13 protein-coding genes are annotated in these 14,485 nt (G+C 48.6%); 6 read left to right on the top strand and 7 right to left on the bottom strand.

Annotation, left to right across the window (positions count from 1 at the left end):
• The first annotated feature begins 18 nt into the window (after positions 1 to 18).
• From C3B51_RS16920 to C3B51_RS16905, 4 genes are read left to right on the top strand one after another with little or no spacing between them, the layout of a single operon-like run.
• Positions 19 to 315, top strand: a complete 297-nt coding sequence (locus C3B51_RS16920) for an antibiotic biosynthesis monooxygenase family protein (protein ID WP_130245830.1) — start codon at positions 19 to 21, stop codon at positions 313 to 315.
• A 56-nt stretch (positions 316 to 371) separates the two neighbouring features.
• Positions 372 to 1,157: an alpha/beta fold hydrolase gene (locus C3B51_RS16915; protein WP_130245829.1), complete on the top strand. Its 786-nt coding sequence runs from the start codon at positions 372 to 374 to the stop codon at positions 1,155 to 1,157.
• A gap of 1 nt (position 1,158) precedes the next feature.
• Positions 1,159 to 2,151, top strand: a complete 993-nt coding sequence (locus tag C3B51_RS16910; protein WP_130245828.1) for a S66 family peptidase — start codon at positions 1,159 to 1,161, stop codon at positions 2,149 to 2,151.
• A gap of 4 nt (positions 2,152 to 2,155) precedes the next feature.
• Positions 2,156 to 2,863: a hypothetical protein gene (locus C3B51_RS16905; protein ID WP_130245827.1), complete on the top strand. Its 708-nt coding sequence runs from the start codon at positions 2,156 to 2,158 to the stop codon at positions 2,861 to 2,863.
• Positions 2,864 to 2,912: 49 nt separating this feature from the next.
• On the opposite strand, the gene C3B51_RS16900 is transcribed toward C3B51_RS16905, so the two are convergent.
• The gene (locus tag C3B51_RS16900) at positions 2,913 to 3,590 is read right to left on the bottom strand and encodes a DUF4386 domain-containing protein (RefSeq protein WP_130245826.1); all 678 of its coding nucleotides are present in this window, start codon (positions 3,588 to 3,590) and stop codon (positions 2,913 to 2,915) included.
• Positions 3,591 to 3,731: 141 nt separating this feature from the next.
• Positions 3,732 to 4,868: a helix-turn-helix domain-containing protein gene (locus C3B51_RS16895; RefSeq protein WP_130245825.1), complete on the bottom strand. Its 1,137-nt coding sequence runs from the start codon at positions 4,866 to 4,868 to the stop codon at positions 3,732 to 3,734.
• A 455-nt stretch (positions 4,869 to 5,323) separates the two neighbouring features.
• On the opposite strand from C3B51_RS16895, the gene C3B51_RS16890 reads away from it, so the two are divergent.
• A complete protein-coding gene (locus C3B51_RS16890) occupies positions 5,324 to 7,036 on the top strand; it encodes a serine hydrolase (protein WP_240701917.1) in 1,713 nt (570 codons plus the stop codon).
• 66 nt (positions 7,037 to 7,102) lie between these two features.
• Here the strand turns inward: C3B51_RS16890 and C3B51_RS16885 are convergent, their stop codons facing one another.
• Together C3B51_RS16885 and C3B51_RS16880 are read right to left on the bottom strand one after the other, a co-directional pair.
• Positions 7,103 to 8,380 carry a metal-dependent hydrolase family protein gene (locus tag C3B51_RS16885; RefSeq protein ID WP_130245823.1) on the bottom strand — a complete coding sequence of 426 codons (1,278 nt, stop codon included), beginning with the start codon at positions 8,378 to 8,380 and terminating at the stop codon, positions 7,103 to 7,105.
• A 115-nt stretch (positions 8,381 to 8,495) separates the two neighbouring features.
• Positions 8,496 to 10,268 carry an MFS transporter gene (locus C3B51_RS16880; protein WP_130245822.1) on the bottom strand — a complete coding sequence of 591 codons (1,773 nt, stop codon included), beginning with the start codon at positions 10,266 to 10,268 and terminating at the stop codon, positions 8,496 to 8,498.
• 66 nt (positions 10,269 to 10,334) lie between these two features.
• Here C3B51_RS16880 and C3B51_RS16875 point away from each other — a divergent pair, with 66 nt between their 5' ends.
• Positions 10,335 to 12,737, top strand: a complete 2,403-nt coding sequence (locus C3B51_RS16875) for a hypothetical protein (protein ID WP_130245821.1) — start codon at positions 10,335 to 10,337, stop codon at positions 12,735 to 12,737.
• Positions 12,738 to 12,777: 40 nt separating this feature from the next.
• Here the strand turns inward: C3B51_RS16875 and C3B51_RS16870 are convergent, their stop codons facing one another.
• The 3 genes from C3B51_RS16870 to C3B51_RS23620 all read right to left on the bottom strand — a co-directional run bounded on the left by C3B51_RS16870 (position 12,778) and on the right by C3B51_RS23620 (position 14,484).
• A complete protein-coding gene (locus tag C3B51_RS16870; RefSeq protein ID WP_130245820.1) occupies positions 12,778 to 13,107 on the bottom strand; it encodes a hypothetical protein in 330 nt (109 codons plus the stop codon).
• Positions 13,108 to 13,220: 113 nt separating this feature from the next.
• Complete coding sequence (locus C3B51_RS16865; RefSeq protein ID WP_125716458.1) at positions 13,221 to 13,610, bottom strand: hypothetical protein; 390 nt, start codon at positions 13,608 to 13,610, stop codon at positions 13,221 to 13,223.
• Between the two features lie 298 nt (positions 13,611 to 13,908).
• On the bottom strand, positions 13,909 to 14,484 hold the full coding sequence (locus C3B51_RS23620) for a hypothetical protein (RefSeq protein WP_165389182.1): 576 nt from the start codon (positions 14,482 to 14,484) through the stop codon (positions 13,909 to 13,911).
• Position 14,485: the final 1 nt, after the last annotated feature.

The raw sequence follows: 14,485 nt of genomic DNA, 5'->3' as shown, positions 1-14,485 counted from the left end.
CTGCATGGAGGATCCGCTATGTTCAGGGTTATTTACCAGTGGCAGGTGCCCACTGACAACATGACCGCCTTTAGAGCGGTATGGCAAAACACAACCGATGCTATCCATGCGTCGGTTGACGGAGCATTGGGCAGCTTTATGCTGCAAAGCGCCGAGCAGCCAGAAAAAGTGCTGACCATCGCTAAATGGCGCTCACGCGAGGACTGGCTGCACTTTTGGGGCAATAGCAATCCGCAATCAATGCAACGCATGCGCGAACTTGCCAAGCGCATTTCGGTTGAAACCTTCGAAGAAATAGAAGACAGAACCCGATAGTACGGCTTTCCAAAGCCTACTTAATACAATATCTACGCAAAAGGACAGTAGTAACAATGAATAAGCAGTCAGCGTTTGCCGACATCAACGGCGCCCTACTCCATTATGAGCAAAGCGGTATCCAGAATGGCTTTCCCCTGGTTATGATCCATGGCGGCCTGGGTTCGACGCGCGACCTGGATGTCATCGCTGAGTATCTGAGTGAGCACTTCCGCCTGATCTCCATCGACTTAAGAGGCCAAGGAAAGTCGCACTTTGGCAATGCGACCTTGAGTTATGCTCAGTATCAAAGTGATATACAGGCTCTGCTCAATAAGCTGGAAGTCACTCAATACGCTCTGTTTGGCTTCAGCGATGGTGGCATTGTGGCTTATCGTCTGGCTGCGCAAAATCCGAGCCAGGTAATGCGACTGGTCACCTTAGGGTCATCCTGGCGCCTGGAAGAAAATGACCCTGCAATCGAAATTCTGCAAAATCTCTCGGTTGAGCTTTGGAGCGAGATGTTTCCCGAAGACGTTGCTTATTATAACGCGTCCAATCCAGCACCCGACTTCCCGGCCCTGGTTGAAGCTGTGAAAACGCTCTGGCTCGATACCAGCGAAACCGGCTATCCGTGCAACTTAGTCACCCAAATAAAGTGCCCTACCCTGATAATGCGAGGCGATAACGACTTTTTGTTTTCGCTCGAGGAAGCCGTCGCGCTTAAAGCCCAGATAACGGATGCCAGCTTCGCAAATATACCTTTCGCCTCTCATGCTGCACACCAGGAGTTACCTGAGCTGGTATGCCCTGTCATTCAACAGTTTTTTTCTCACACCGAGCGGCGCAAACTAAAGGATTGATATGAACACGCAAAGAAAAACAGCACGCATTGTTTCACCCAGTAGGTCGGCCGATATTTTATCCGAAGAGACCACCGCGATTGCCATTGAGACACTTGCCGGGCTTAATATTCATTGTGACTTTGCAGAGCACTACAAGCACCGGGCAGTGACAACCGCCCAGTTAATTCAAGACAAAGCAAAAGATCTCAACGATGCCTATGCCGATCCCAGCGTGGCACTCATTCTGAGCACCATTGGCGGCCACAATGCCAACAGAATACTCGACCACCTGGACTGGGCGATGATCCGCACTCACCCTAAACCCCTGTGTGGCTACTCGGATATCACTGTGCTGCTCAATGCCATTTATGCCAAAACCGGTCAGGTGACTTATCTGGGACCCCATTTTTCTTCGTTCGGTATGCAGCAGGGCTTTGAATACACCCTCAGGCATTTTGAACGCGCGCTGTTCGAAGGGGCTGAGTATGCATTGGATATATCGGCTGCCTGGTCAGATGATCTTTGGTTTATCGATCAAACCAGGCGCACCTTTTTCGACAACGCGGGACCGGTTATCGTCAATCAGGGAACGTGTACGGGCACCATTTTGGGTGGTAACCTGTGTTCCTTTAACCTGTTACAGGGCACCCAATATATGCCCGATTTAACCGGAGCAGTGCTGTTTTTAGAAGAGGACAACCTGCTTGGCGAGCTGACCCTGACGGAGTTTGAACGCAATCTGCAATCTTTGTTATCACACAAGGGAGCTGAACACATTCACGGCCTCATGCTAGGTCGCTTTCAAACAGACAGTAAAATCCAGCTCGACGACCTGATTGAATTGCTGTGCAGTTTTGAGCAACTTAACCACTGTCCAGTGGTCTGTAACCTCGACTTTGGCCACACGACCCCCATCTTCACCGTGCCAATTGGCGGGCAATGTAAAGTCAATGCACTTGGAGAGGCAGTCACAATAAAAGTGTCTTCGTGCGTTTCAGACTCGAAGGGATAAACGTATGTCGTTTAGCTCAATTTCCACGGATGAGGAGCCGGTTTTACACACAGCACTGAGTCCAGCTTTGCCATTATCTTTTTATGTGAAGTGGCTTTGGACAGTTAGCTTGCTCATTTTACTGGGTTTTATTCCCAGCTATGTGATGCAGTTTTCATCCTTAACTCAGGCGCACCACTGGCATGCAGCTGTGTCCCTGTTGTGGGTTGCTGGCATGCTCGTCCAGACCTCTCTTATTCACCAACATCGCTTCACCTGCCATCGGGTTTTGGGATATTGGCTGCTATGCATTTTGCTGGCCTTTATTGGCTCTACCCTGTGGCTTTATAGCACGGTATATCAGGCACGCTTCAATACCGCCGCTATTTTCCGGCTTGTACTGAGCCTGGACTTGGTGCTTTTTCCAGCCTTTATTGTATTCATGTATAACGCTATTGTTCGCACCCAGTCGCCGCATGCACACGCCCATTGGATACTCCTGGCTGCCGTGATGCTGTTACCGCCGGGGCTGGGCCGCCTGATCCATGGCCTGTTTTTCTTCCCGCTTGATGCCCCGGTACGGTTTTTTTACGAGCCGACGGTTGCGATTACAGGGCTCATCCTCTGGCAGATCGGCTGTGCCGAAAAGTGGAAATACCGCAGCACCAAAGTGTGTTTAGTGTTACTTGTCACGGCAACTGTGGCAAGTTATGCCGTTGCGTATTTGTTCTAATACCAAGCTGATGCCAAGCTTGTGCAACGACATTTTTAAACAAGACTTCTTAGACGGCTGTTGTGGGTTGATGGCGCAAATCAAACCCTTTAAAAATAAGCCAAAGTGGCAATAACAACTCGAACAGGGCGCCAGGCATATACATCCATGAACCACCCATGCTGACATCAAAGAAATCAAACAGCACTTTCAGTAGCAACATGACATAGCCCAGCAATCCGAGTGCTGACAACAACCGCGGGATCAGGCGATATTTAAACAAAGTAACATTGAGCAAAAATCCAGCTATTGCCAGTGCTATCATCCCCATCAAAAAACTGAAATAACGCTCCGCCTTTAACGCACTGCCCATGATATATATCTGCTCACTATTTACGACAGAGCTGACAGCCATCTTATCGCCCATTGTAACAAAGGTCATCAGGATAACTGCACCGGAGATAAGCATAGCCGCTTCAATGACACGTCCGGCAATGTAGCCTATCGCCACCCGCTCACTGTACTGTTTGATTATGGGGTAAACCAAGATGGAAATACCGACCACCGCCGCACAGTTGATAAACTCTAGTAATGCCGCCAGGGCCAGAGTCGAGTCATGTTGCGCAGCCTGCATAAGAAAATCGGGCAATCTCAGCAGTGGTGATAAGATTGAGTCCGCATACATATACGAGCTGGTCGAGACAAGAAAGAGTAATCCGGCAATACGTGCCGCGAGTTGATGAGACATAGTTAAAACTCCCTTAGTGAAGGTGTCAGGCAATCTAAAAGCTGCCAGTGCCTGTGGCTTAATGTGATAACGCCATTATCCGGAAGGAGAGTCTGGTTGTCGTTCGAATGGGCCCGTTCGAACTTTTTATTTATATAAGTTTTAGTGAGTTACAGTACTTTTTTGTTTTCGATATTGAGTCGGGGTTAGTCCTGTGGCTTTTTTGAATGCCGTGTTGAAGGTGGATTTTGAATTAAACCCAACGTCAAACTGGATGGTCGACACCTGACTGTCTGTACTTTTCAGCAGCTTTTCAGCCTCTTCAATCCGGTAGCCATTCACAAACTGAAAGAAATTGGTTTGCAGCAATTGTGACAGAGTTTCAGAAACATGGTTTTCACTGACGCCAATGACACTGGCAAGTTTATTCAGTGACAAGTCTTCTTCCATAAACAGCTGCTCGTCTTTCATTGCCCTTTTCAGTTTGGCTGCAATGCGCTGCATTCGATCCAAACTCACCGTTGTGGTGCGAGGCTGCTGCACACGCGGCTCAGCTTTATCTGAGGGAGCCAAAATTGCTTGATTAAGTGCAAGATAAGCGAATGCCAGTAATACACATGCCTCAAAAATGGGTAATAGCACACCCTGTCCAAACCAGCGCCAGCCAAAAAATACAGATATATAGCTGATGGCATAACACAACCACACCAACCCCCAGAGTAATAAGATGACCCCAAACCAATTGACAGAGCGCGATTCTATCTCGGAAAAACGCTCCATGAGTTGTTGGCGGTGGCGGGAATGGAGCTTCAATGCCCTGAAAAAGTAAACGGCGGTGTAAAATACAAAGATCTGTGTTGCAGCAAAACAGGAGAAAAGGGCCAGTTTATAATGTTCGGGATTACGGGTGGCAGGATTTGCAAGCGCCAGTTTTTCAGCAGAGTTCAGACCGGTGACAAACGGCAGCATCACAGCTATCACCAGCAGAGGGCCCGACAGTGCCAGTAAATAGTCTCGCTTCGAAAATTCAGGGCTGGGAGACATGGTCGCACAGGCATAAAAATAGAGGGCCGGCCCCAGCAGCACACGGATAGGAAATTGCGCGCCGACCAGCCAGGGAACATACTGATACGCACCAGAATACACCACCAGCTCACCACAAACATGAATGATAAATAACACCAGCAGCGCTATCAGACAGGTCGTTTGCATTTGCCAGGGTTTATTCACCGCCTGTAGTAACGCCAGTGCCAATATTCCCAACATAGTGGCGTAAATCAGTGTGCCTAGTACATCCATTAATCACTCCCCAGAAAAACACCGTGTAGGTTGCACAGCTGTGTAACCCATTGATTAACAGGCTTATACAGCCAATCAAGTTTACTACATTTTATTGATGCGTCGTCATTATCCAATTAAAGGTCATAATTAACAACGCTTTAGCTAATTTATAATATTGAGCGTACTGAGAAAGCTTAGGCGGTATCGAGTTTTTTATGACTGTACGTTCGCTGATAAATAAAGAAACCCGGCCTTCACTTCTTTTTCACACAGTAAGTTGTTAAATTAACTCGACATTTATGTGCTCTTAGCTTTATGGTGCATGTTCATCAGCAATCTGGCTCCAGAGCAAAGTTTAAAGGCCTGAGAAGGAAAAAGTAGTGCTCGGAAAACTTATTATATTGGCCACTTGGATAGTGTCCTGTTCAACCTGTGCAGTAGCGTCTCAAACAGCACACACAACAATAAAAGCGATGCTTGAAGCACAGAAGCTGTCAGGGATCACCTGGACCATGGTGACTGAGGAGCGCGTCACCACAGGAAGTGCGGGATACGCCAACATCAAGCATTCTTATGAGATGCAACCAGATCAGAAGATGCATGTCGGCTCAGTTACCAAAACGGTGCTGGCATTGGGGGTTTTACGATTAATTTCACAGGGGCAGCTTACGCTCGACACAGACGTACAGCCTTTATTACCTCAATTGCAATTCAACAACCCTTGGCAAAACAACGCCCCCGTGCGCGTAAAACACCTGCTCACGCACACTGCTGGACTGGACAATATTCGCATGTGGCAATTTCTAAGCAAGACACCCACGCCGAATACGCCTCTTCTGCACGCTTTCCCTAGTGATAGTAGTGATTTGCTTAAGATCAGAACTGAACCAGGCACGCAATATTCATACTCCAATATGGGCTATACGCTCCTTGGTATGGTCATCGAAGCAGTCACCAACCAAAGATATGAAGCCTACCTGGATCAACATCTGCTTATCCCACTGGGGATGCTCAACAGTAGCTTCGAATTTAGTGCTCAGCACAGCGACCCCAGACTCGCCATGGGATACCATGAAAATCAAGTCGCACAGGCTGCCGTGCCCGTTTATACTCGCCCGGCAGGTCAGTTCACAACAACAGCGCCGGATATGGCTCGGTTTATTCAGTTTGTCATGGGCGATGGGGTAATTGACGGGGAACAATTTGTGCATTCCGACTTGATGGATAAGCTTTTTTATTTTGAGGGTACAGAGGCAGACAAAGCAGGCCTTAAGATAGGCCGCGGCCTGGCATTTGCAAACCGCGACAGATACGGTGTTGTCGGGCAATGTCACCCTGGAACCACATTTGGCTTTCGTGCCAATATTTGCCTGTTTCCAGAGCAAAAAAAAGGTTACTTTTATGCCATCAATACGGACAGTGAAGGCGCTGATTATGAGGCATTTAAGACACTGTTTGTCGAACTGCTCAATCTGGACCATAACGAAATTATCCCAACCAGCACCTCGCAAATTGACCTGTCCGCCTTGACGGGCTTGTATGTGTTGTCACCTAATAATATGGCAGAGTTCGAGTTCCTTGATAAAGTATTCGGCCCAGTTTGGGTAACAGCATCAGACAATCAAATAACGCTGCACTCGCTGCAGAGCGCGCCCCAAGTACTGCACCATATAGAAGGCGGCCTATATCGGGATTCAGAAAGAACTCAGCCATCTCATGTGTTCTATAGCAGCACAGCAGGAGGTAAATTATTCAGCAATGGTCTAAAAACCTTCAAAAAGATCGGTGTAACAGACATAGCACTGTACTGGCTCAGTCTGTTGCTCGGACTGTGTGGCTTTGTATATATTCTGGTGATTGCTCTGTTCAGGTTGACCACTAAACGCACTGCTGGGTTCAGACGCCTGCAATGGAGTTTAATGAATTTACTCGCGCTGGCTATACCGACGGCGCTGTTTCTTAATCAGTCTTTTCTGGCTTTTGGTGACATCACTATGGCAAGCATCTCGCTGGCTCTGGTAACCATGTTTTTGCCTGTCAGCCTGTTACATTCTCTATGGCGTTGTTACCAGCAGGGTTGGGGGGTAAAAGGCAGTAAACGCGATGGTCTATTTCTTATTTTGGCCATCCAATTGTGCTGCGTGCTTGCAGCCTGGGGACACTTGCCCGCAATATTCTGGCGATAACCAGAACCCGGACAGCAAACCAAGCATACCGGCCGACTGCCGGTATGCTTACAATATGCGACTTGCTTACTGACGTGTATCCACTTCGACTTTGCCGTCTTTAATCACTAGGGTCACGGTTTCAATCACCTGGATGTCTTCCAGCGGGTTGCCCGGCACAGCAATGATATCGGCCAGCTTACCCGGCTCCAAAGAGCCTAACTTGTCCTGCATTTTGAGCAGGGTTGCCGAATTGATGGTTGCGGCCTGGAGTGCCTGCAATTCGTTCATACCAAATTTAACCATACGGCTGAACTGCTTACCATTTTGACCATGCGGATAAACGCCACCATCGGAGCCAAATACCATGTTAACGCCGGCCTTCACGGCTTTGCTAAAGCTGGCGCGCTGCGTGCCGCCCACTTTACGCTCTTTATCAAGGCTTTCGGGTAAGATACCGGCTTTTTCGCCTTCACTCAGGATATATTCGGTATTATAGATATCCATAGAGAAGTAAGTGCCATGCTTTTTGGCAAGCGCAATGGCTTCGTCATCTAAAAAGCTAACATGCTCTACCGAATCAACCCCGGCACGAATAGCAGACTTAATACCATCGGTACCGTGTGCGTGTGCTGCAACGGTTAGCCCGCGTAGGTGCACTTCCGCCACCAGCGCCTGCATTTCTTCAAAAGAATACTGTTGCGCACCTACCTTTGTACCTTTAGACAGCACCCCACCGGTTGCGCAGAACTTGATAACATCAACTCCGTACTTGATGTTTTCGCGCACTTTTTGCCTGACCGCCCAGGGGCCATCGGCTACGCCCGCTGCTACCACCTTATGTTCATGAGTAAACAGGTTATTATCGCAATGCCCACCGGTGATCCCAAGCGCCGGGCCCGAAGCAAAGATCCGCGGCCCTGGCACATCGCCGTCGTAAATTGCATCTCGTAGTGCCAGGTCGGCATAACCCGGTGCGCCCAGGTTACGCACCGATGTAAATCCAGCTGCTAATGTGCGCTTGGCATTGCGCACACCGGTAATTGCCGAACGCGGTGCCGTGCGCTGCAGCCGTTTATAACCATGGACCTGCGCATCTCCGGTCAGGTGCACGTGCATATCGAATAAGCCTGGCAGCAAAGTGTGCCCCTCAAGGTCAATCACCGTTGCATCTTGCGGGTGTGCCTTACGATTGGTGCGTGACACCGAAACTATGGTGTTATCTTCAACCACCACAGTGGCCGGGCGGATCAACTTACCGCTTTTTACATCCAGCGCAGCATCCGCATTGAGTACCAAAGTATCGGCAAAAGCATTGCCGCAGGCCATAAGCACCGCGGCACTGATCAGAGTTGTTTTCAACATATTCGCTTCTTTTTTGTAGTAATTAGTCGCCCCAGTCTAGCCACGGCAAGCTGACAAAGGCAACCAATGTGCGACTAAGTGTTCCCCGTAAAAGTTTCGAACCGGCAACCCATGGTTATGCAACCTGCTCTGTTGGCGCTTGCAGAGCCGGCTTTTGGATCAGGTAACGATTAAACAAGAACAAGGCGATGGCGGTCACTAAGGCAAGCGCACCAAACAATGCCCACATTAAATCGGGTCGGTTTTGCTGCTGTACCAAAGTGGCATAGCTCCAGCCAGATAAAAACCCGGCAAACAGAAAGCCCAGCGCCATAGAAACAAAATAGTAACCCATATATAAAGCCGCCTGAGATGGTGGCGCAATGCTGGCGACATATTCCTGACTCTTCGGAGAAGTCAGCATTTCACCCAGTGCAATCAACAAGATCACGGTCACTATCAATGCCCCTCCTGTTGCAGTCAGCTCTGTGACCATCAACCCAAACGCACCACACATCACCACTAACCCGGCGGTCAGAACATAAAATGGCTTGATCCGCTGGCACAAGTAGCTGACCAGGATCTGTAGCAGTACAATGGCCGCAAAATCCAGATTGATCAGATACTCAGGGTTGATCTGCCGATAAATCAAGAGCTCGTTGGTAAAGTGTTGAAGCTGCGCGCTTGACAGCGTTACCGATGCGGACAATTGTGCCATCAGGGCGTTGAGTTCTGCGACTGGCACATTAACTTTGAGGTGTACCCACTGCAATCGCAGTGCTTCGGCGGTTGGCTGAGTGCCTTCATGCAACTGAGCATGTAGTGCCTGAATTGCACTTTGCAGCTGGCTGCTATCAACATATGCAAAGAATGCGACGGCATCTTCGCCAAAAAAAGCAATAAAGTTCAGTAAGTCGCGGGTATCCACATAATCTCGAATAAACAAGGGCAAGGTGTAAAACAGCTGGTTATACACCGTCCAGAACCCGGCAATGATGGCCAGATAGAGTGCAAAACGCACATTGCTGATTTGCATTGGTTGTGCCCACCAGGGTGTGTTTGCTTTTGTCACTTTATGTGCAATGCGATCCCAGATCAGGTTAGCCACCAGCCACACTCCGATCAGCGTAAACGCCTGTCCGTAGCTCAGCACCTCAACGCCGGAGCACATCAGCAGGACAACGGCAACCAACAGGGTCAGTGCAAAACGGCCATTACCCAAGACCGACTGGGCTTCTTTCAGTACATTACCCAGCGGGGCTTTTTCACGCTTAAGGCTGGGCGGGTCGCGGTAAAACCAAAAAACAGGAATAAAGTTGATCAGGATCCAGCAAGCCGACATCATAAACACCGCATCCCAGCTGATGGCCCTGAGCGCCCCGGCAAGTAGCGGGCCCAAAAACCCGCCTATGTTCACCATAGTATAAAAAATGCCAAAACCCAGGCCACGATTGCTGTCATTGGTACTATGGGAAATGGTGCCGACAACAACCGGTTTAAAACACGCCGCTCCCAGCGCAACCAGGCTCAGCGCCGCAAAAAACGGCCAGAAGCTTTGCGCCTGTCCCAGCAAATAATAACCGGGCGCCATGATGGCAAACGACAGTAAAAACATTTTCCGGTAGCCCAGCTGATCGCCTAGTGCCCCCGTTAGTACAGGCAGCAGATATAAAAAGAAGGGAATGATCCCCTGCACAGCGCCACGCTCCAGATCGGAAAAACCGACGCCCCCTTGTGCGCTGGGTGTTGTCATATACACAGACGAGACGGCGAAAAAGCCATACCAGGCTAATCGTTCGAATATTTCCATCAAATTTGCGACATAAAAAGCGCGGCTGAACCCCGCTTTTTGGGTATTCACAGTTTGCGCCCCGGCGCTGGACTGACCGGGCGGTGAGCTTATAGACATTGACTTAGATCCTATTGATTATTATTGTATACAATATACATAAAGTACAAATAAGAGAAAGTCAAAATGTTACGTATGAGTTTAATTGCGCTGGCACTGCTGAGCGGATGTCAGTCGACCGAGGGTGTGAGGCCGCAACACACTACACAACAGTCAGCACAGGTGGCACAGCCCATTCCAAGCCCGGCCCAGATGCGCGTTGATATTGACGTTGCTGGCAGAGTCAGCACGTTGAAGCATATCGACATTGCTTATGTGGGTAAGCAAATCCCACGTACCTACAGCGAAGGCAAAATATCCAACAGTCGCGGCTATAACTGGTGGGTAAGCAAGCACTTTGCACTGAAAAGCGATCTGAGTGAGGACAAAGTGCGGCTGTATCTTGAGTTGCTTGAGATGTCTTATCCCCACTATGTAGAGCTGTTCGGTTTGGCGCCTGCCAATATAGATAAGCAGCGAATTGCAGTGGTGTATGGCAGCTCTCGTGAACGGGTGCGTGAAGCCATGCTGGACGACGGTTTTCTGCGCGGCGTGCACAAAACGGCGGGCGGTGAAACCATGTACTATAACCGGGCCGGATATAGCTTCCCCAGTCACAGGCATCACCATCAGCGTTATATTGTGATCCACGAAACCATGCATGCCTTTCATATGGCGTTGAATGGCCACTCAACCTGGGCACCCAACTGGATCACAGAAGGCATGGCCGATGCCATTGCCAGTCATACTTACGACAGCGATAAGAAGCAGCTCAGAGTAATGGTGTTCGACCGTGCGCCAATGAATTATCAGTCACTTGGGCTGACACAATATTATGAGAATGCGCAGCCCAGCTTTGAACAAATTAATGATGATCCACAATTACACCGTGGCCTTAACTTTTTTATTGTGCACTTTTTGTTAAGCGATCCTCTACGTTATCAGTATTTTAAACGCTACCTGCGCACGCTGATGGCACTAAACCCGGACTCTGACGCCACTTTGCCCACTGCCAATAAATTACTCAAGCGCACCTTTGCTGACTGGCCACAGTTAGAGCGCGACTTTGCTCAGTTCGTGAAATCTGCCCGGCCGAGCTTTAATATTGTGCGCGGGCCATGGGAGCAAAATGGTGCTGGCTACTGGTTGCGCAGCAATGACGACAAAAACCTGCAACGGCTGGACATTACCCCAATGGATAACGCTACTCATCCGGTCTTAGATTTTCCGGCGCCTGACCCCCACCCTGCCATTAATCCGCTTAGCAAAGAGTCATTCGCGGCTTTATTGTCACTGCAACCAGAACAAAGAACCCGGGGTGATATAGGTATCGGCTTGCTAACCAAACTTAGCAAAGACAGCCTTGCCCAACGTGCTGGATTGACTGAAAAAGCGGACTTTACTCAGGATCAGATGTTGCAAGTACTGCTTACAGATGGCACGCGACTATCCGTCATTGACACAACCAGCGGTACCACTCAGGAAGTTGCACTCACGCCGGCAATGCTCAATAGTGTAGAGCAAACCTTGCAACTGGGCCTCAATATGCGTACCACCAGTTCAGGGCTGGAAATTGAGCTTAAATCAGCTGGCAGCACACAAAGAGTCACCTTTACACTGCCTGACAACGTATTGAATACAATTAATTTCCAACAAGTCGCCCTGCTGGGTCGCAACATGAATCATACTGTTACGCCTTATCTGTATGGTCATACCTATAAAGTACCAGAACTGGAATTGGCCACTGCTAACCCCTGGTACTTTGCAGGTGCAAATCTGGCACACAGAGCCTTCAATACCTGTGTCGCATTTTCGGCGCAACTCCCGAATTGTATGGCCACACTGGCCACTCATCTGGCAAAACAAACCGATCAGAGCCTGCACGGTGCACTGAGCGCGAACTTACAAAGCATGCTCGAAAGTTGGCAACAACAGCTCTCTGATGATGCTTTGTATTCGCTCAGTGGCATCGAACTGGCATTACGGTTTGACGGTGATGACCCTTTTATTTCAGCGCATAACCCCAGCCTGCAAACAGCCGAAGTTAAGCTTCAGAGCGGCAAAGCCTACTCTTTGCCGCCAGGTAGACACAAACTGCCGTTGTCGGTAACCCAGAACCAAGCAGACTACACGCTTAGCTGGCAGGGCCTAACGCAGACGGGCCAGATCACTTTGGAAAACCAGCACTTTGATGGCGTGCATTTAAATGCCCTGCTTAGCAAAGGCAACTCAGATCTGGAGATCAGTCTGACCGGACCCTATTCCGGCGACACCCATGGGAAACTGTCGGTACAGTTCCTTCCCTACCAAAGCCCGGCAGCTCAGCCTGCACTTTGGGAGCAGGACATCAGCATTTCTCCCTATGAGAAAAAGCACTGGCAACCACACTTACGCCAGTCTGAAGAGCTCAAAAACGGAGTATTGAAGGTCGTCGCCATATTAGACGTAGACGGAGAGCCTATCAAACTGGTGGAAAGCTTTAAGCTCTAGAAAAACCTGGGGTGCAGGTCAACATTATTTGCACCCTTTATTACTTATTACTGGTGACATGCTTGATTCTTGAAATGCCCTGCACACAACCATCTAAATGCAACGAGAGTGGCTGAGATGCCATGTGTGCAGCAAGGAGCAGGGAATATATTTCCTGGAAGAAAGGGTGATCTTCATCCAAAATATAGTAATCTGCACGACCACATTTACCTAAATCTGACATACCGGTTTGCTTTACGAGCACTCCTGTATGGCCTTCATACCATAAAATTGTTTTAATTACACCGGAGCTTCCCCCGGAAGCAGCATTAGCCTGATTTAAAAGTGCTGACAGAAAAAAGAAAACAATGACAAAAAACACCTGTTTCATCCGAAAAACCCTTTATTTTATTAAGTTATCTAAATTGGAATAATGTCAGCGCGATGCACACCGTATACAAACAGTTTGAGAAAACCATGCGCCAGAATCACATACTCGGCCCGCTACTGCCAGGGCATCTTAGGACCCTGAATTGGTTGGGCTGGTATCAGGCAGCGGCACTCCCTTTGCGTCTCGAAATACGTATCGTAAACCACTAAGCCAACGGCAATAAAAGGCAAAAAGAAAAACCAAATAGCAAAAACGAATGCAAGTAGTTGATCTCTTATCTTTTGAAGTACAGAACGCTCATCCTGATTGAGTTTATCATAGTAGCTTGCTTTATCGTCTAAATTAACCACAACAATTCCGGTACAGACATCAGCACATTCGGAACCCGAAGAATTATCCAGCGCTTGTTCTATCGCAGCCTTCAGCACCTCCAGGCCCGCTCTATTACCTGTGATCGCTTCCCCGTCAAAGAGCTCGCTATTAATCCATGGTTCTTCATTCATAAATTTTCCCTATACTTACTGTTGGATTCATGTACCAACGGCATTAAAACACTATCATAAATAGATACAGCGAGATTAAAAAGCGTTTATCTCTGACTGACTAACACTGCCTAAGCAAACATTAGCTGAGCAAAAGAACGACCATCCGATAGTTGATTCCTCAAGCACCCATTCGATTGTGAGTGATAAGCTTTTTGATACATATGGCTGCTACCCGAAAGTTCACAACTAAAGAAAAAAGCATATCTCTGAGTAGGGATATGCTTTGCGTTGGACTATTGTGAGTCACCACAATACTTTAATTTAATTCCCATATTTGCTGTTGTTGCGCTCCATCGAACTCCCAGCTGTACACCAAAGGGGCCACATCAGTGCTGTAGTACCAGATCTCAGCTTTCAGCTTTTGCTCGGAGTGCGGTAATACTATTTGAACAAATAGTCCGTTACTGTCGATGGGCGCTCTCAAAAAGCACGCATCGTCATTTGTCAATGTTGCTTCCTGAGGGCAAATGTTAATAAATGCTCGATTATTCACAACACCCGGTGCAATTGACACAGTCACGGGGACATCTGTACGAAAGTCGAACGCTTCATCAACAACTACAGCCTCCATGCCTTCTAAACTGCCGCTGTCTTGCTCAGGTTGCACATCCTCGCTTTGCTGTGCTGAACCCTCTTGCGATTCGGTATCGCTGCTCAGTTCAGTATCGTTATTACCTTGTGCCTGCGCAGCATTGACCGAACCGTTTTGCCCCTTGTCACTCGCTGCGCTCACAGTGGTACTATTTATCTGGGCTTGCCCTTGTGAGTCACCAGAACCACCACCGCATGCTGTTAATAGTAATGAGATTAGAGTTACGATTAGTTTTTTCATG

The organism is Pseudoalteromonas rubra (assembly GCF_004212645.1).
Classification (GTDB): domain Bacteria; phylum Pseudomonadota; class Gammaproteobacteria; order Enterobacterales; family Alteromonadaceae; genus Pseudoalteromonas; species Pseudoalteromonas rubra_G.
The sequence above is the reverse complement of the archived record's forward strand: the minus strand, read 5'-3'. Positions and strand labels throughout refer to the sequence as shown.